The organism is Pseudomonas sihuiensis, from assembly GCF_900106015.1.
GTDB lineage: Bacteria > Pseudomonadota > Gammaproteobacteria > Pseudomonadales > Pseudomonadaceae > Aquipseudomonas > Aquipseudomonas sihuiensis.
In genome coordinates this window covers 4,858,239-4,875,682 of the sequence record NZ_LT629797.1, presented here as the reverse complement: position 1 = coordinate 4,875,682, position 17,444 = coordinate 4,858,239, and the positions used below count along the sequence as shown (strand labels likewise).

The 17,444-nt window shown below is 64.7% G+C and carries 19 protein-coding genes; 9 read left to right on the top strand and 10 right to left on the bottom strand.

Features of this window, described 5'->3' with window-relative positions; genetic code table 11:
* Positions 1-56: 56 nt before the first annotated feature.
* The 3 genes from BLT86_RS22825 to BLT86_RS22815 are packed head-to-tail and all read left to right on the top strand — an operon-like array spanning position 57 to position 1,486.
* Positions 57-413, top strand: coding sequence for a DUF6152 family protein (locus BLT86_RS22825; protein ID WP_072423754.1), 357 nt, complete (start codon positions 57-59; stop codon positions 411-413).
* Positions 414-896, top strand: coding sequence for a hypothetical protein (locus BLT86_RS22820; protein ID WP_072423234.1), 483 nt, complete (start codon positions 414-416; stop codon positions 894-896).
* A 56-nt stretch (positions 897-952) separates the two neighbouring features.
* Positions 953-1,486: a hypothetical protein gene (locus BLT86_RS22815; RefSeq protein WP_092379798.1), complete on the top strand. Its 534-nt coding sequence runs from the start codon at positions 953-955 to the stop codon at positions 1,484-1,486.
* 113 nt (positions 1,487-1,599) lie between these two features.
* Here the strand turns inward: BLT86_RS22815 and BLT86_RS22810 are convergent, their stop codons facing one another.
* The 8 genes from BLT86_RS22810 to BLT86_RS22775 all read right to left on the bottom strand — a co-directional run bounded on the left by BLT86_RS22810 (position 1,600) and on the right by BLT86_RS22775 (position 11,008).
* On the bottom strand, positions 1,600-2,769 hold the full coding sequence (locus tag BLT86_RS22810; RefSeq protein ID WP_017678713.1) for an iron-containing alcohol dehydrogenase: 1,170 nt from the start codon (positions 2,767-2,769) through the stop codon (positions 1,600-1,602).
* A 10-nt stretch (positions 2,770-2,779) separates the two neighbouring features.
* Positions 2,780-4,168: an aldehyde dehydrogenase family protein gene (locus BLT86_RS22805; protein ID WP_017678712.1), complete on the bottom strand. Its 1,389-nt coding sequence runs from the start codon at positions 4,166-4,168 to the stop codon at positions 2,780-2,782.
* A gap of 95 nt (positions 4,169-4,263) precedes the next feature.
* Positions 4,264-5,637, bottom strand: coding sequence for a glutamine synthetase family protein (locus BLT86_RS22800; protein WP_017678711.1), 1,374 nt, complete (start codon positions 5,635-5,637; stop codon positions 4,264-4,266).
* Between the two features lie 257 nt (positions 5,638-5,894).
* Positions 5,895-6,944 (bottom strand): twin-arginine translocation signal domain-containing protein, encoded by a 1,050-nt coding sequence (locus BLT86_RS22795; RefSeq protein ID WP_017678710.1) that lies wholly within the window; start codon positions 6,942-6,944, stop codon positions 5,895-5,897.
* A gap of 135 nt (positions 6,945-7,079) precedes the next feature.
* Complete coding sequence (locus BLT86_RS22790; RefSeq protein ID WP_017678709.1) at positions 7,080-8,405, bottom strand: TRAP transporter large permease; 1,326 nt, start codon at positions 8,403-8,405, stop codon at positions 7,080-7,082.
* Positions 8,405-8,911, bottom strand: a complete 507-nt coding sequence (locus BLT86_RS22785) for a TRAP transporter small permease subunit (protein WP_021487901.1) — start codon at positions 8,909-8,911, stop codon at positions 8,405-8,407. Before BLT86_RS22785 ends, BLT86_RS22790 begins: the two co-directional genes overlap by 1 nt.
* A 157-nt stretch (positions 8,912-9,068) precedes the next feature.
* A complete protein-coding gene (locus tag BLT86_RS22780; protein WP_017678707.1) occupies positions 9,069-10,016 on the bottom strand; it encodes an alpha/beta fold hydrolase in 948 nt (315 codons plus the stop codon).
* A 92-nt stretch (positions 10,017-10,108) separates the two neighbouring features.
* Positions 10,109-11,008: an AEC family transporter gene (locus BLT86_RS22775; RefSeq protein WP_017678706.1), complete on the bottom strand. Its 900-nt coding sequence runs from the start codon at positions 11,006-11,008 to the stop codon at positions 10,109-10,111.
* A 273-nt stretch (positions 11,009-11,281) separates the two neighbouring features.
* On the opposite strand from BLT86_RS22775, the gene BLT86_RS22770 reads away from it, so the two are divergent.
* Positions 11,282-11,761 carry a hypothetical protein gene (locus BLT86_RS22770; protein ID WP_017678705.1) on the top strand — a complete coding sequence of 160 codons (480 nt, stop codon included), beginning with the start codon at positions 11,282-11,284 and terminating at the stop codon, positions 11,759-11,761.
* A gap of 61 nt (positions 11,762-11,822) precedes the next feature.
* Here the strand turns inward: BLT86_RS22770 and BLT86_RS22765 are convergent, their stop codons facing one another.
* Both BLT86_RS22765 and BLT86_RS22760 read right to left on the bottom strand, forming a co-directional pair.
* Positions 11,823-12,944, bottom strand: a complete 1,122-nt coding sequence (locus BLT86_RS22765) for a fatty acid desaturase family protein (protein ID WP_196446607.1) — start codon at positions 12,942-12,944, stop codon at positions 11,823-11,825.
* Positions 12,902-13,990 carry a ferredoxin reductase gene (locus BLT86_RS22760; protein ID WP_092379796.1) on the bottom strand — a complete coding sequence of 363 codons (1,089 nt, stop codon included), beginning with the start codon at positions 13,988-13,990 and terminating at the stop codon, positions 12,902-12,904. Before BLT86_RS22760 ends, BLT86_RS22765 begins: the two co-directional genes overlap by 43 nt.
* Before the next feature lie 147 nt (positions 13,991-14,137).
* On the opposite strand from BLT86_RS22760, the gene fabR reads away from it, so the two are divergent.
* The 5 genes from fabR (at position 14,138) to BLT86_RS22735 (ending at position 17,374) form a co-directional block, all read left to right on the top strand.
* The gene (gene fabR, locus BLT86_RS22755) at positions 14,138-14,773 is read left to right on the top strand and encodes an HTH-type transcriptional repressor FabR (protein ID WP_072423248.1); all 636 of its coding nucleotides are present in this window, start codon (positions 14,138-14,140) and stop codon (positions 14,771-14,773) included.
* Positions 14,774-14,936: 163 nt separating this feature from the next.
* Positions 14,937-15,437 (top strand): urease accessory protein UreE, encoded by a 501-nt coding sequence (gene ureE, locus BLT86_RS22750; RefSeq protein ID WP_072423249.1) that lies wholly within the window; start codon positions 14,937-14,939, stop codon positions 15,435-15,437.
* A 37-nt stretch (positions 15,438-15,474) separates the two neighbouring features.
* Positions 15,475-16,149, top strand: a complete 675-nt coding sequence (locus tag BLT86_RS22745) for an urease accessory protein UreF (RefSeq protein ID WP_092379794.1) — start codon at positions 15,475-15,477, stop codon at positions 16,147-16,149.
* A 16-nt stretch (positions 16,150-16,165) separates the two neighbouring features.
* Positions 16,166-16,780 carry an urease accessory protein UreG gene (gene ureG / locus BLT86_RS22740; RefSeq protein ID WP_003246865.1) on the top strand — a complete coding sequence of 205 codons (615 nt, stop codon included), beginning with the start codon at positions 16,166-16,168 and terminating at the stop codon, positions 16,778-16,780.
* 21 nt (positions 16,781-16,801) lie between these two features.
* Positions 16,802-17,374 (top strand): HupE/UreJ family protein, encoded by a 573-nt coding sequence (locus BLT86_RS22735; protein ID WP_072423251.1) that lies wholly within the window; start codon positions 16,802-16,804, stop codon positions 17,372-17,374.
* The last annotated feature ends 70 nt before the right edge of the window (positions 17,375-17,444 follow it).

Here is a 17,444-nt window from a genome sequence, read left to right as displayed (position 1 = left end):
ATCGGTTACAGGGTCTAGGTTTACCCGGTGTTCCATCAGTCCACCGGGTGATCGCCATGCTGAAGAAACTGCTGCTCCTCACCACCACACTTGGCCTGCTGCTGACCGCTGCCCTCGCCCAGGCTCACCATGGCTGGAGCTCCTACGACGCCGATCAGCTCCTGACCCTGGAAGTGCCGCTACAGACCGTCAACTACCGCAACCCGCACGCTGACGTGAGCATCGAGCACGACGGGCGCACCTGGCAGGTGATCCTCGCCCCGATCAGCCGCCTGCAGGCGCGTGGCCTGCCGGAATCCGACCTGACGGCGGGCAAGACCGTGACCATAGTCGGCTACCCGCGCAAGGACGGCACCGCGGAGATCCGCGCCGAACGCATCATCGTCGACGGGCGCACCATCGAACTGCGCTAGATGGACAGTCTGATCGCCTGGGCCGCCTGGCTCGAAGCCACGGCACTGGGCGAGCAGATGCGCAGCTCGGCACTGCTCTACCCGGCGCTCAACCTGCTGCATCTGCTTGGCCTGGTGTTGCTGCTTGGGCCCATGCTGCTACTCGATGCGCGTTTGCTAGGCGCCGGCCGTACTTTCTCCCTGCCTGCCGTGTCGCGGGCGCTGACGCCACTGGCAGTGTTCGGTCTTGTGTTGCTGCTTGGCAGCGGTTTCTGCCTGTTCGCCGCCGACGCGGGACCTCTGAGCGCCGATGGACTGCTACAACTCAAGCTGCTGCTGATTGCCATGGGTATTGGCAACGCCCTGCTGTTTCGCCAGCTATGGAGTGCTCGGCTGGGCGACTGGGATACGCACGCACCACTGTTAGGTCGGCTGCAGGCGGCGCTGTCGCTTCTGATCTGGCTGCTGGTGATGAGCCTGGGCCGCCTGCTGGCCTACTTCTAGCGCAGCGCGCTTTGACTTATCCTGCGCGCCTTTGCCCCCCGAACAGGAATGCCTCGATGAAAGCCCAGCTGGAAGAACTGATCGCCAAGATAAGCTCCGGCTGCCTGCCCGAGGACGAGATCGCCCGTATCGCCGACGAGGCCACCCAGGCTTACGCCGACCCGACCGCCTTCCTCGCCGCCAACCCGGACGTCAACTACGACGACGAATTCCCCATTCCGCTGGGCGAATGGGTGGTGGTCGGCAGCCTGCCGGATACCGTGCTGTTCCAGGCCGACAGCTATGAAGAGCTGTTCCAGCGCATCACCGAGTCCTTCGGCCCGCAGGTGCAGTTCGTGCTCAAGGCCAAGCAACTGGCCAAGACCGAGCCGCTCAAGGCGCTCAACCGCATTCAGGTGCAGCTTTCGGCCCTGTCGCCAGAAACCGGCGGCTACGTACTGGTGGATTTCAGCGAACCATTGGACGACGAACTGCAGGCGGTGCTGGTGTACGCCAGCGACCTGCCGCGGGTGATGGAACTGGCGGTGGAAGTGGGCATCTATGCCGCGCCGGCGCTGAAAGCCTTGCAGGCAGAACAGGTTGGGGAATAAGCCCGCATAACCTGTAGGAGCCCGCTTGCGGGCGATTCGCAATGATCGCCGGCAAGCCGGCTCCTACAAGATCTACGGCAAAGCAGACCAACCACTCCCGGATTGCATCCGGGCTACAAGGCCCCGCGCAGCGCTTTCTCGAACAACGCGCTGTACTGCGCGGCGCTGAAGGCGATGGGGTTGGTGCCCGCCGAGGGATCGACTTCGGCCATGCGGCCGACCTGCTCGATGCGTGCATCGTCGATGCCGATTTCGCCCAGGCTGTGGGCGATGCCCACCTCGCTGCGTAGCGCCAGCACCCACTCCAGCACCGCATCGAAGCCGCCGCCCGGCAGCGCCAGGTAGCGCGCCATCTTCTCCATCTGCGGCTCAATGGCAGCGCGATTGGCCACCAACACGTAAGGCATCAGCACCGCGTTGAGCAGGCCGTGATGGGCGTCGTACAGCGCCCCCAGCGGATGGGCCAGCGCGTGCATCGCACCGAGGCCACGCTGGAAGGCGGTAGCGCCCATGCTAGAGGCCACCAGCATCTGCAGGCGTGCCTCGACATCCGTGCCCTGACTGACCGCACGCGGCAGGTACTGCTGCACCAGGCGCATGCCTTCCAGGGCGATACCCTCGGCCATGGGATGAAACAGCGGCGAGCAGAACGCCTCCAGGCTGTGCGACAGGGCGTCCATGCCGGTGGCGGCGGTGATCTTGGCCGGCAGTCCGACGGTCAGCTCGGGGTCGAGGATCACCAGAGCAGGCAGCATACGCGCATGGAAGATAATGCGTTTGATATGCGCCGTATCGTCGGTGATCACCGAGGCGCGGCCAACTTCCGAGCCGGTGCCGGCGGTGGTCGGCACCGCCACCACCGGCGCCATGCCGGCGACGTTGACGCGACTGGCGTTGTCGCCGATGTCCTCGAAATCCCACAGCGGCCGATCCTGGCCTACCATCAGGGCGATGGCCTTGCCGGCATCCAGCGCCGAGCCGCCGCCGAAGGCGATCACCCCATCGTGACCGCCGGCCTTGAACGCGGCCACACCGTCCATCACGTTGGCGCCGGTAGGGTTGCCCTTGATCGCCGAGAACAGCCCTGCCTTCAGCCCGGCGTCGCGGCACTGGCGCAGCGCCGCGTCGATCATCGGCAACGCCGCCAGGCCTGGGTCGGTACACAACAGTGGCGCGTGCATGCCGAGCAGGCGGCAGGCCTCGGCCAGCTCGGCAATGCGGCCAACGCCCACACGCATCGAGGTCGGGTAGTTCCAGTTCATGCGGTACTGATTCAGGTCCATGGCGTGCGCCTCACAGCTGAGTCTTGAAGTGGAAGGATTTTGGCCGGGTCAGTTGCTCGTAGCCGACCCGCGACAGGGTGCAGCCGCGCCCGGAGTGCTTAACCCCGGTCCAGGCCAGACCAGGGTCGAGGTAGTCGCAGCGGTTGAGAAACACCGTGCCGGCCTCGACCCGATCAGCCAAAGCCATGGCAGCGTCGGCGTCGCGACTGAAGATGGCTGCGGTCAGGCCGAACTCGCTGTCGTTCATCAGCGCCAGCGCTTCCTCGTCGCTGGCGACCTTCTGAATGCCCACCACCGGGCCGAAGGATTCCTCGGTCATCACGCGCATTTCATGGGTGACGTTGGTCAGCACCTGTGGTGCCAGGTAGGGGGTGCCTGGCGCATCCAATGGAAACTCGCCCGGATCGATATGCGCCTTGGCGCCCTGCTCGATCGCTTCGGCAATTTGCGCGCGGACGAAATCGGCAGCCTCGGCACGCACCAGCGGGCCCAGGGTGGTCTCAGGATCGTCCGAACGCCCCAGCTTGTACTGGCGCACCAGCGCCACGGCACGCTCTACGAATTCCTCGTACAGCGACTCATGCACGTAGATGCGCTCGATCCCGCAGCAGGACTGCCCGGAGTTGAAAAAGGCGCCGTCGATGGCAGTTTCCACCGCGTGCTGCAGATCGGCGTCGGCGCGGACGTAGGCCGGGTCCTTGCCACCCAGTTCCAACCCTACACTGATGAAGCGCCCGGCAGCAGCACGCTCGACCATGGCTCCGCCGGGCACCGAACCGGTGAAGGCAACGTGGTCGATACTGGGTGAGCGAATCAAGGCTTCGGTCTCGCCGTGGCTCAGGTGCAGGTACTGGAATACGCCTTCGGGCAGGCCAGCTTCGGCGAAGGCTTCGACCATGCGTTCGGCGCACAGCGGCGTCTGCGCCGAGTGCTTGAGCAACACCACATTGCCCGCCAACAGCGCAGGCATCACCGCGTTGACGGCGGTCAGGTAGGGGTAGTTCCAGGGCGCGATGATCAACGCCAGGCCCAATGGCTCACGGCGAATGAAACGGGTGAAGCCGGCCTTTTCCGGCAGGCGGATGTCGGCCAGCGAGCCCTCGGCGATATCCGCCATATGGCTGGCACGCTCGACGAAGCCACGTATCTCGCCAGCGGCGTAACGGATTGGCCGGCCCATCATCCAGCACAGCTCTTCGGCCAGTTGCGCCTCACGCGCAGCGAAGGCTTCGATGGCGCGCCGGCCGATAGCGATACGCTCGCGCAGCGGCGTCTGCTTCCAGGCCTGTTGCGCCAGCTCGGCCTTGGCCAGCGCTACCAGCACCTCGGGATTGGACGCCAGATGACGCTCGACGTAGACCGAGCCGTCGATGGGGGAAATGCATTGCAGCTTGCTCATAAGGTGCTCCAGAAACCTTGCCCATGTAGCCCGGATGCAATCCGGGACACTCGACGAAACCGCCCCGGATTACATCCGGGCTACGGACGGTGGAATCAGATGATTTCGAAGTAGCGATCCAGCTCCCAATCGCTGACATGGCGACGGTACTCACGCTCTTCCCATTCGCGGCTGGCGGCGAAGTGCTCGACGAAGGCATCGCCGAACAGCTCGCGGGCGGCCTGCGAGCCCTTCAGGCGCTGCGCAGCGTCCCACAGCGTGCGCGGCAACGCCAGCTCCTCGGGGTGCTTGACCGCATAGGCGTTGCCGCTGACCGGCGCGGTCGGCTCCCACTGCTGCATGATTCCGTACAGGCCCGAGCCGATGGCCACCGACAAGGCCAGAAAGGGATTGCCGTCGGCAGCGCCGAGGCGGTACTCCTGGCGCTGCGACTTGTCGCTGCCGGGGATCACCCGCAGCGCCGCGGTGCGGTTCTCCACACCCCAGGTGGCGTCGGTGGGTGCCCAGAAACCGGGGATCAGGCGCCGATAGCTGTTCAGGGTCGGCGCCACCATGCACAGGAATTCCGGCATCAGACGCTGCTGCCCCGCGAGAAAATGCCGCTGCAGCTTGCTCATGTTGTGCGCCTGATCGGGGTCGTAGAAGGCCGACTTGTCGCTTGCACGGTCGCGCAGCGAAACATGGATGTGCCCGCTCTGCCCCGGGTACTTGCCCGACCACTTGGCCATGAACGTAGCCATCAGCCCGTTGCGCTGGGCCAGTACCTTCATGAAGGTCTTGAACAGCGCGCCCTTGTCCGCCGCCGCCTCGGCGCGGTCATAGGCGATGGCCGCCTCGAGCACGCCCGGCCCGGTCTCGGTGTGCAGACCCTCGATGGGGAAGTCCATCGCCTCACCCATTTCGAGAATCTGGTGATAGAGCTCGGCATGCACCGAGTTGCGGATCATCGAGTAGCCGAACCAGTCCGGCGTGAATGGCTTTAGATCGCGAAAACCCTTGGCCCGTGCCGAGTCCGGGGTTTCATCGAACATGAAGAATTCGTACTCCAGCGCGGCATAGGGCTCGAACCCCATGTCCTGGCAGCGCTGGATCACCCGCCGCAACGTACCGCGCGGGCACACCGCCTCGGCCTGCTGATCGAACTCGGCGAGAAACAGCAGCATGCCGTTCTCGAAGGGAATCTCGCGGCAGGTATGCGGCAGGATGCGCACCGGTGCGTCCGGGTAGCCACTGTGCCAGCCGGTGTACTGGGCGTTGTCGTAGAGCTGATCCTTGACGTCCCAGCCGAGCACCACATCGCAGAAGGCGAAGCCGTGCTCAAGGGCGGAGAAGAACTTGCTGCGGCTCATGTACTTGCCGCGCATCACCCCATCGTTGTCGAACAGACCGACCTTGACGTGGCTCAGGCCACGCTCCTCGACGATGCGCCGGGCATCGCCCAGGGTCTTTACATCCCGTGGTTTGAACATGCTAACCCCTGTGTCTTGTTGTTATCGCGGGCGGGTTCAGCGAAGAGCTGGGCATCCATGACCGGCCAGGCAAGGCCGACGACGCACGAGCGCAGCACGACGCGTGTGACAGCGTCCGTTTCAGGCTCATAGAGTGTGGTACAGGATTGCCGGGATGGCAGGGAAGCGGCGGGAAAAATCTGGCTGGCGCGATGCTGTGCGGGATAGAACCGCGCCCGTACCGCTCGGTACGGGCGCTCTGGCTCACTCAAATGACATCAACGATAAGGCGCCCCGGCCTTGGCCATCAGTGCGTTGTACTTCTTGAAGATATCCACCACCTTGGCGCAGCGCGGGCTGGTCTTGGCGATTTCGTCCCAGAACTTCAGCGCCTCGGCTTCCACCGTGGCCCATTCCTCTGCAGGGATGGAAGTCAGCTCAAGCTTGCCGCCCTCGACCCGCAGCTGCGCCTCGCCGCCCCAGTACCAGTGCTGGCGGTAGTAGTTGGAGCTATCCATGCACAGCTTGAACAGGGTCTTGAGGTGCTCCGGCACTTCCGCCCACTTGTCCGAGTTGGCGAAGTAGGAACCGCACCAGGCACCGGAGATGTTGTTGGTGAGGAAGTACTTGGTGACGTTGGCCCAGCCGACGGTGTAGTCCTCGGTGATGCCGGACCAGGCGATGCCGTCCAGCTCTCCAGTCTGGATCGCCACCTCGACGTCTTCCCAGGGCAGGGTCACCGGAATCACGCCGAAGCGGGCGAGGAACTTGCCGGCTGTGGGGAAGGTGAAGATGCGCTTGCCCTTGAGGTGTTCGAGCTTGGTGATCGGCTGCACCGTAGCGAAGTGGCAGGGGTCCCAGGCGCCGGCGCCGAGCCAGGTGACGCCCTTGACCTCGCCGTAGGCCTCGGCCCAGATCTCGTTGAGGCCGTACTGCTCGAACAGCACCGGCACGTCGAGGCTGTAGCGGGTGGCGAAGGGGAAGTAGCCACCGAACACCGAGACGTCCACAGGCGCGGCGATGGAGTCGTCGTCGCTCTGCACTGCGTCGATGGTGCCGCGCTGCATGGCGCGGAACAGCTCGCCGGTGGGCACCAACTGGTCGGCGAAGTACAGCTGGATCTCCATCTGGCCGTTGGCGGCCTTGTTGAAGGCGTCGATCGACGGTTTGATCACGTGCTCGGCCAGCGCCGGGCCGGCGTAGGTCTGCAGGCGCCAGGTGATCTTCTTCGGCTCGGCGGCATAGATGTGCGACGAACCGAGGCTAGCGGTGCCAACGGCACCGGTGGTGACCGCGGCGGTCTTGAGGAAATCGCGTCTCGTACTCATGCTGGTCTCTCCAATAGTGTCGATGCAGATGCAATACAACCGCTTATTGCCGCCGCGTGCACCGCGGCGGCCTCACCAGTGACCGGCAGGCGCCGGCTCGACTGCTGGCGCGCGGGGCGCGCCGATTTCCGAAAATCAGCCACCGTAGTGCAGCTGCGGTAGCCACAGCGCCAGCTGCGGGAAGATCATCACCAGGATCAGGGTCAGGATCATCACCAGCACGAAGGGGGTGACCGAGACATAGATGTCGCGCAGGCTCACCTCGGGCGGGGCCATGGCGCGCATGAGGAACAGGTTGTAGCCGAACGGCGGGGTCATGTAGGCGATCTGGCAGGTGATGGTGTAGAGCACGCCGTACCACACCAGGTCGAAGCCCAGCGCGCCGACCAGCGGGATGTAGAGCGGCGCGACGATGACCAGCATGGCGGTGTCGTCGAGGAACATGCCCATGATGATGAACGACAGCTGCATCATGATGAGGATCTGCCAGGGCCCCAGGTGCAGGCTGTCGACGAAGAAGCCCTCGATCGCACGCACCGCGCCGAGTCCGTCGAACACCGCGCCGAAGCACAGCGCGGCGAGGATGATCCACATGAACATGCAACTGATGGCCAGGGTCTTGCGCAGCGTCTCCTCCATCACCTGGCGGTTCAACCGGCGCTTGACCAGCGCCATCAGCATGGCGGCGGCGGCGCCGACCGCGGAGCTTTCCACCAGGCTGGTGTAGCCCAGCAGGAACAACCCGGTCATGGCGAAGAAGATGAACAGGGGCGCCAGCCCGGCGCGCAGCAGCAACAGCTTTTCCCGGCGGCTGACCTGCAACCGCTCGGCCTCGGCCAGGGGCGGGCCGAGCTGCGGCTGCAGGCGGCAGCGCACGACGATGTAGAGGGCGAACAGGCTCGCCATCAGCAGCCCGGGAATGGCCCCGGCCAGCCACAGCTGGCCGACCGGCTGACGGGCGATCATGCCGTACAGCACCAGCACCACGCTGGGCGGGATGAGGATGCCCAGCGAGCTGCCGGCCTGAATCACCCCGGTGACCATGATCTTGTCGTAGCCGCGGCGTAGCAGCTCGGGCAGGGCGATGCTGGCGCCGATGGCCATGCCGGCCACGCTCAGCCCGTTCATCGCCGAGATCACCACCATCAGGCCGATGGTGCCGATGGCCAGCCCGCCCGGCAGCGGCCCCATCCACACGTGGAACATCTTGTACAGGTCTTCGGCCAGGCCGGACTCGGAGAGCATGTAGCCCATGAACACGAACATCGGCAGGGTCAGCAGCGGGTACCACTTCATCAGTTTCATCGCCGCGCTGAAGGCCATCTCCGAGCCGCCGTCGCCCCACAGCAGCAGCGCCGCGGCGGCGGCGACGAAGCCGATGGCGCCGAACACGCGCTTGCCGGTGAGCAGCAGCAGCATCATCGAGGAGAACATCAACAGTGCGATCAGCTCGTAGCTCATCAGAGCGTCTCCCCACGGGCTGCGTACAAATCCTTGAAGAAGGTGGCGATGGCCTGCAGCAACATCAGCAAGATGCCGAAGCACATCACCAGTTTGATCGGCGCCATATAGGGCGACCAGGCCGAGTAGCTGGTTTCCTGGTATTCCAGGGCGTATTCGGTGGAGGAGACGCCGCCGATCAGCAGCATCACCAGGTAGAAGATCAGCATCACCACGGTGATCGCGTCGACCACAGCGCGGGTGCGCGGCGACCAGTGGCTGTAGGCCAGGTCCATGCGCACGTGGGCATCGAGCTGCATCGAGTAGGCGCCGCCGAGCAGGAAGTAAGCGACCATGAGGAACTGCGCGCTTTCCAGGGTCCAGATCGATGGCGTGAAGAAGGTCTTGCTGATGGAGGAGTACAGGAGCACCGCCAGCATGGCGAAGATCAGGTACATGGCGAAACGCCCGACCCTCCGGTTGAATGCGTCCACGACCCGGACGAAAGCTCTAATGCCCTTGCGCATGCAGTTTCCTGCTTTTTTGTTCGTTATCTCGTCAGCCTAGACGAAGATTCGCCAAAGCCAACCGCCCCGCCTGGCCATAGCAGGAAACGCGCCAGCCATTAACCGCCAGCGCTTCCACGAACAAAATCAAAGGCTTGGAAAGTACCGCGCTAGAGCCTCAGCGCTGCAGAAAGGCAACGAGCACCGCAACGGTGCGCTGCGGCTCCTCTTCCTGGGGCACATGGCCGAGGTCGTCGAACAGCACCAACTGGCTGTCGGCGATGTCAGCGGCGAAACGTTCGGCATTGCCCGGCGGAATCAGGCGATCACGCCTGCCCCAGATGATCAGCGTCGGCAATTGCAGTTCGCCGATGCGCTCGTGCAGCTCGCCACCGGGGGCCTGGGCGAAGCGCTGACGCAAGGCCTGACGATTGCCGGCACGCAGAGTCAGCTGGTAGTAACGCTCGACCAGTTCGTCATCGACTTTGTCTGGATCGCCATAAACATTGCGCACGCTCGACTCGATCATGCTGCGTGGCAACAGCCGGCTCATCACTGGCGCCAAGGCCGGAATGCCGACCAGACGAAAGCCTATCGGCACCGACTCGGCGTTGCGCGGATAGCCGGCGGCGTCCACCAGCACCAGACGCGCGCTGCGTTCAGGATGGGCCAGGGCAAAGCGCCAGGCCAACTGGCCGCCGAAACTGTTGCCGACCAGCACTACACGGCTCACCTGCAGATGATCGAGCAGACTGCGGAGAAAGCCTGTGTAGTGCTCGACGCGGTAATCGCCATCGGGAAATGGCCCAGTCAGGCCGAAACCGGGTAAGTCCAGGCTGATCACGCGACGCTGCTTGGCCAGCTCCTTTACCCAACCTTCCCAGGTGTGCAGGCTGGCGGAGGTGCCGTGCAACAGCAGGATGGGCTCGGGATCATCGCGCCGTCCCTGGTCACGCAGGTGCACCGACATTCCATTGATGTCGACGAACTGCGAAGGCGGTGGCGCCCAGCGCGTCTTGAGTTCGTCCAGCGAGCGATCCGGAGCCCAGTTGAGCGCGATGAAGGCGGCAAGGGTCAACCCGAACACCAACAGCAGGCCGAGCAGCACATGGGCGAGGCGTTTCATCTGGGCAGTCCTGAATGGATCGGAAGCGCGATGCTAGCCGGCCACCGCGAACACGCCTATCGCCCGGAAGAGGGAATCGCCTGGCGCAGCACTCAGAACCCCACCAGCAGCATCCACGCCGGCAGGGAAACCGCCGCCAGCAGCGTGGACAGCGAGATCGCCGCGCTGACGCTGCGGCTGTCTTCGGCGCTACGAGCAAAGGCCATCACGTTGACCCCGCTGGGACAGGCTGCGAGCAGCACCAGCACGCTGCGCGCCGTGTCGTTCAGGCCCGGCAGCTGGCCGCTGAGCCACCAGACCAGCGCCGGGAACAGCAGCAGCTTGGCCAACGCCACGCCCCAGGCCTCGCCGGTCGGGCGCAGGCGGTAACGCGACAGGCTGGCGCCGAGGACGATCAGCGCGCAAGGTAGTGCGGCCTGGCCGAGCCAGGTAATCGCCCGCCACAGGCTTTCCGGCACCTGCAGCCCGGACAGATTGAGCAACGCGCCCAATCCCAGGCCGATGATCATCGGGTTGGCCAGGTTCTTCAGCAACGCGCGCGTATCGACCCGCTCCTGGCTGCCAAAGGCGGCGTAGAAGCTGTGCAGGGAAAACAGCGTGAGGCTGTGGAACACCAGGATGGCGAAGACATAGAGCAGGCCGTCGTTGCCCATCAGGCTGGCGATCAGCGGGATGCCCACCAGCACGTTGTTGGAGAACGCCGCCACCAATCCCAGCGGCGTTGCCGTACCACGACGCCAGTGCGCCAACGCGTTGACCGTGACGAACACCAGCAGTACCGGCAGGTAATAGGCCAACAGCAACATTGGCGACAGACCTTCGGCCAGCGATGCCTTGGCGATGCCGGCGAACAGCAGCGTCGGCATGAACAACTTGAAGGTGATGTTGGCCAGACCGGCCGCCGACTCGTTGGTGAGCCACTGGCGCCAGCCGAGCAGATAGCCGAGAACGATCAGAGCGAAGATCGGCAAAATTGCCTGAGCCGCGAGCATTGCTGAGCCTGCCTCCAGGGAACTGCAAAAGAGGACGGATCGAGCACGACCCGCAAGGGTCGCCAAGCATACGCGCGCGCGGCATTCAGCGCGATGCTTGGCTAAACATTCGTCGCGACGCGTGACGACCGCCCACAAGCCCCGAAATAGAGCCTTCCGATCGAGTATTGAGGAGGTCGATGTTCACTATCAGGCCAGTCAAGTTCTTATCTGCGCTCATGTCCTCAAGAATTCACTCCGACGCCACTTATTACTCCCCAAGGAGACATCGACATGAAAGCTCAACTGACCCTCGCCACTCTGGCCCTTAGTCTGATCACTACCCACGTATTCGCCGCATCGAGCAGCGCGCCCTTCCCTCTGGTGGGCGAAGCCAAGGACAGCCAGGTACAACAGCAACCCATCGCACCGCTCGCCGAAGACGGCTCCGACCGCACGCCGGGCGCTCAACGCATCCAACTGACCGAGGGTGGCTATGAGCGCACCCCTGGTGCCCAACGCATCCAACTGGTAGAGGGCGGCTATGAGCGTACTCCGGGTGCTCAGCGCGTTCAGCTGGCCGAAGGCGGTTATGATCGCACTCCCGGCGCGCAACGCCTGCAGCTGGCTGAAGACGGCTCCGACCGTACCCCGGGCGCCCAGCGCATCCAGTTGGCAGAAGGTGGCTACGAGCGCACCCCTGGTGCCCAGCGCATTCAACTGGCCGAGGGCGGTTCCGATCGCCTGATCAAGCAGCGTGGCCACACTGCCTGAGCCTTGGCGTCACCCCCCAAAGCCCGGCGCATGCCGGGCTTTTTTATGCCTTTCACGCGAGTCACGCCGTTCCTGTCGCGGGCAAGCGGTAGATCCAGATGCGCTGCAGCACGGTCGCGAACTGCCCCCACAAGGTGCCGCAGTTGTAATGCTGGCCATAGCGCTGGGCAATCAGGCGCACCTCACGCGCCAGCTCGGCATAGCGCCGCGCCGGCAGATCGGGGAACAGATGATGCTCGATCTGATGGCTGAGGTTGCCGGTCAGAATATGCAGCAGCGGCCCACCGGACAGGTTGCTCGAGCCGCGCAGTTGGCGCAGGTACCAGTGCCCACGCGTCTCCCCTTCCAATACTTCGGGTGCAAACACCGCCGCCTTCTCGGTGAAGTGACCGCAGAAGATCACCAGAAAGGTCCACAGATTGCGCAGCAGATTGGCCACCAGGTTGCCGGTCAGTACGGCCAGTACATTGGCGCCGAGCAGCAGGGCCAGCAGCGGAAACGCCAGATAGTCCTTGCCCCACTGCCGCGCCAGCTTGGCGCCGAACTGACGCGCTAGCGGCCTTACTTCCTCCTTGCTGATGCGGCCTTTCACCAGCTTGTCCAGGCGCAGGTGCTGGATAGCCACGGCGTACTGGAAAAGCAGCGCCTGGATCGTCACCCACAAGGGTTGCCAGCGGTAGAACGGCTTCCAGCGTTGCTCGGGGAACAGGCGCACCACGCCATAGCCGACGTCATCGTCCATGCCCAGCACGTTGGTGTAGGTGTGATGCACGTGGTTATGCGTATGCCGCCAGAAATCGGCGGGCCCGACGATGTCCCATTCGTATTGACGACCGGCGAATTCTGGATCGTTCATCCAGTCATACTGGCCGTGCATCACGTTGTGGCCCAGCTCCATGTTCTCGAGAATCTTGCCCAGCCCCAGCAAGAAGGTACCGAGCAGCCAGGTCGGCGGGAACCAGCCGAACATCAGCAGCCCACGGCCACTCCAGCAGCACAGGCGCACCACACCACGCACACGGCGGATATAGCACGCATCGGCCTCGCCCAGATCAGCCAGGGTGCGCTGGCGCAGAGCGTCCAGCTCCTGACCGAAGGCTTCGAGTTCGGCAGGGGTCAACTCACGATCAGGACGATTGCTCACAGGTCGATCTCCACATCCCCATGCGGGGCGCTGACGCACAGGCGAATGGGTTGGTTGGGCTCGGCGAACAGCTCACCACTGCGCAGATCGCGCACCGTGCCGGCCAGCAGCAGGCAAGTGCAGCTGGTGCAGATGCCCTGGCGACAGCCATGAGCCGGGCGCAGCCCGCTGGCCTCGGCCTGCTCCAGCAGGCTGGCGTTGCCGTTGCCCGAAACCTGCTGGCCGCTGCGCGCAAAGCGCAGACGAACCTCGCCGGTATCGGCCTCAGCCAGCACCGGCAGTGGGCTGAAGCTTTCCGCCTGCAGGCTGCACCCGCGCCCGGCGTCGCGCCACCAGCCGCACGCCTGATCGACGAAACCACGCGGGCCGCATATCAACAGGTGCGCGCCCGGCAGCGCCGCCAGCTGTTCGGCCGTCAGGCGGCCACCATCCTCACCACTGAAGGCCCAGCGCACCTGGAAGTTGGTGTAACGCGCAGCCAGCGCCTGCAGCTCTTCGGCAAAGGCCTGCTGCCCCCGGCGACGTACCTGATGCAGCAGCGTCACCGGCGCAGAAAAGCCACGCGCCAGTGCATCACGCAACAAACCGAGCAACGGCGTGATGCCACTGCCAGCCGCCAGCAGCAACACCGCATTCTGCTCCTGCGGCCAGGCGAAATCGCCAAATGCCTGACCCAACTCGACCACCTCACCCACCTCCAGATGATCGAGCAGCAAATTGGACAGGCGCCCGCCCGGCTGGCGTTTGATCGCAAGCTCGATGCGCCCGTCGGCAGCCACTGACGTGAGACTGTAACTGCGCCCGTGACGCACGCCGTCCTGCTCCAGATACAGCTGAACGTGTTGCCCGGTTCGCCAGTCCTGCGCATTGCCGTTGCAGCGCAGCTCAAGTACCAGCATGTCGTCGGCCACCCAACGGCGCGCCTCGACCTGGGCGAACACGCGATTGAGGCGCAGTGCCGGGTGTAGCAGGCGCAAGCACAGATCGACATCTGCCTCACGCAACCAACCGACCGCACAGAGCCGGCGCAGCGGTTGCAGACCGCGAGCGACATGCCGCGCCAGTGACAGGGAAAGCAGAGCCATGAATGGATTCCAGTGAACACTTGTGCACAAGGCTGACAGATAGCCTGCATTTCAGTCAACAGTCGTTCACCGAACTACATCCGCGCGGTTCGACGCTGGCGCCGTGCATTTGCTAGAGTGCGGCATCGCTCAATGACCCGATTTCGCATGACGCCACGCGCCGAACAGAAGCAGCAGACTCGCCAGTCCCTGATGGACGCCGCCCTTACCTTGATGGAGAGCGGGCGTGGCTTTGGCAGCCTGAGCCTGCGCGAGGTGACGCGCGTTGCCGGTATCGTGCCCACCGGTTTCTATCGTCACTTCGCCGATATGGACGAACTGGGCCTGGCGCTGGTGGCAGAGGTGGGCGAAACCTTCCGTGCGGCGATCCGCCAGGTGCGCCGCCATGAGTTCGAGATGCGCGGCATGATCGACGCCTCGGTGCGTATCTTCCTTGCCGAAGTGGCTGCCAATCGCGCTCAGTTCCTCTTTCTCGCCCGCGAGCAGTACGGCGGTTCGCAACCGGTGCGCCAGGCCGTTGCGGCCCTGCGCGAACGCATCACCAGCGACCTGGCCGCCGACCTCAAGCTGATGAATCGCATGCCGCACCTCGATGATGCAGCGCTCGACGTGGTGTCGGATCTGGTGGTGAAGACGGTATTCGCCACCCTGCCCGAACTGATCGACCCGCCCGCTGAAACTCTGCCGGCGCACCTCACGGCAGAAGCCAAGGTCATTCAGCAGCTGCGCTTCATCATGGTCGGTGGCAAGCACTGGCTGGGCCTGGGCAAGCCTTCCGAGTAGCGCGCACCACAATTGTGCGCTAACAGCGAAAACGCACCAAATAAATCCTGACCGCCTTGCCAAGTTATCCACAGCGCGCAGAAATGCGCTGCCTTGCGCCACTCTCCGGCCTTGGCAAGCCACTTGCACTATTTCCGGGCACATTGACCCGGAATAAACACAGATGCTGGTGATCCACGCCCGAATCGCGCCGCAAAATACCTGCGACGCTGAACTGGAACTGACCTTCGAAGCGCGCAGCAAAAGCCGCCTGCGCTGTTTCACCACCAGCGGTGAAGAAGTCGGCCTGTTTCTCGAGCGCGGCCAGCCGGCACTGGCCGACGGCGAATGCCTGCAAGCCAAGGACGGACGCATCGTGCGCGTGCGTGCCAAAGCCGAGCCGCTGCTGCATGTCACCTGCGCCAGCCCCTTCGAGCTGATGCGCGCCGCCTACCACCTGGGTAACCGCCATGTCGCCCTGCAACTGGGTGACGGCTGGCTGCGCCTGCCCGACGACTACGTACTCAAGGCGATGTTGGAGCAGCTCGGCGCCACGGTCGAAGCCGTCCAAGCGCCCTACCAGCCCGAGCAAGGCGCCTATGGCGGCGGTCACCATCACTCCCATCATGGCGACGAGGAGTTCAACTACGGCCCGCGCCTGCACCAGTTCGGTGTGCGCAAGTGAGCCAAGCGCCGTCGCCCGCGCGTATCGGGGCCAGTTCATGAAACCCGCCTGGGCTCTGCTGCGTCTGGCCAGCCCGCAGTTACCGATTGGCGGCTACAGCTACTCGCAAGGCCTGGAGTGGGCGATAGACAGCGGCCTGATCCAGGATGCCGACGCCGCCGAGCGCTGGCTGGCCGATCAGTTGACGCTCAACCTCGCCCGCTTCGAAGCGCCGCTACTGCTGGCTCACTGCCGCGCTGCACACGAGGGTGACTGGCCGCACCTGCAGGCGCTGGCCGAACAGCACCGCGCCAGTCGTGAAACCCGCGAGCTGGCTCTGGAAAGCCGGCAGATGGGTTATTCGCTGCGGCAACTGCTCGAAGGCCTGCCCGAGCTGGACAAGGCGGCGCGTAAACTGCTCGCAACCCAGGACGAACCGGGCCTGGCCCTGACCTGGGCTCTGGCCGCGCGCGCCTGGCAGATCACCCCGGAGGATGCCCTGGCCGCCTGGTTCTGGGGCTGGCTGGAAAACCAGCTGGCCGTCCTGATGAAGGTGCTGCCGCTGGGCCAGCAGGCCGCCCAGCGCCTGACCAGCCGCCTGCTGCCAACGCTCGAGGCCGCCCAGCAGCAGGCCGCCAGTCTTTCTCCCGAACACTGGGGCAGTGCCGCCTTCGGCCTGGCCTTGGCGAGCATGGCGCACGAACGCCAGTACTCGCGTCTCTTCCGCTCCTGACGAGGAACATCAGCACATGAACAGCCAACCTCTGCGTGTCGGTATCGGCGGCCCGGTCGGTTCCGGCAAGACCGCCCTGACCCTGGCCCTGTGCCGCGCCCTGCGCGAGCGCTACAACATCGCCGTGGTCACCAACGATATCTATACCCAGGAAGACGCCCAGTTCCTGGTGCGCAACGAGGCCCTGGAGCCCGAGCGCATCATCGGCGTGGAAACCGGCGGCTGTCCGCACACCGCTATCCGCGAGGACGCCTCGATCAACCTGGAAGCCGTGGAGCAGCTCAACCGCCGCTTCCCTGGCCTGGACCTGATCATCGTCGAGTCCGGCGGCGACAACCTGTCGGCCACCTTCAGCCCCGAGCTGTCCGACCTGACCCTCTACGTGATCGACGTATCCGCCGGCGACAAGCTGCCACGCAAGGGCGGCCCAGGCATCTGCAAGTCCGACCTGCTGGTGATCAACAAGGTCGACCTGGCCCCCATGGTCGGCGCCTCGCTGGAGGTGATGGAGCGCGACACCCTGAAGATGCGCGGCGACAAGCCCTTCGTCTTCAGCAATCAAAAAATCGGCCAGGGTCTCGACGAGATCATCGCCTTCATAGAACGCCAGGGCATGCTCACGGCGGCCTGATTCCACCTCAAGGAGATCCACATGAATCTGCGCAAAACCCTCTACGCCATCGCCCTGTTCTGCACCCCGGCGCTGGCCTTCGCCCACCCAGGGCATGGTGACTCCGGGATCATGGCCGGCCTGGCCCACCCGGTGTTTGGCCTGGATCACCTACTGGCGATGTTCGCCGTTGGCCTGTGGGCCGCGCAGCAGAGTGGCGCAGCACGCTGGGCGCTGCCGGCGACCTTCGTCGGCAGCATGCTGATCGGCGGCCTGCTGGGTTTCGCCGGGGTGGAAATTCCGCTGATGGAAACCGGCATCGCCGGTTCGGTGCTGGCCTTCGGTCTGCTGGTGGCCGTGGCGGCGCGCCTGCCAATGGCCGCATCCATGACCCTGACCGCAGTATTTGCCCTGACCCACGGCGTCGCCCACGGCCTGGAGCTGCCGGACCTGGCCAGCCCCTTCGGCTACGCCATCGGCTTTATCGTCGCCACCGCAGCACTGCACGCTGTCGGCTTCGCCCTGGTGCGATTTCTGCCGCGAGCGGCCGCACCGCTGGTGCGCATCGCTGGCGCTGCGTCAGCCGCCACTGGCGTCTGGCTGCTGGCCAGCTAAGCGCCGGCAATCGGTAGGGTGCCCGATGTCGACTCGTCCATCGCGAACACTGCGGTGCGCGACGTACCTT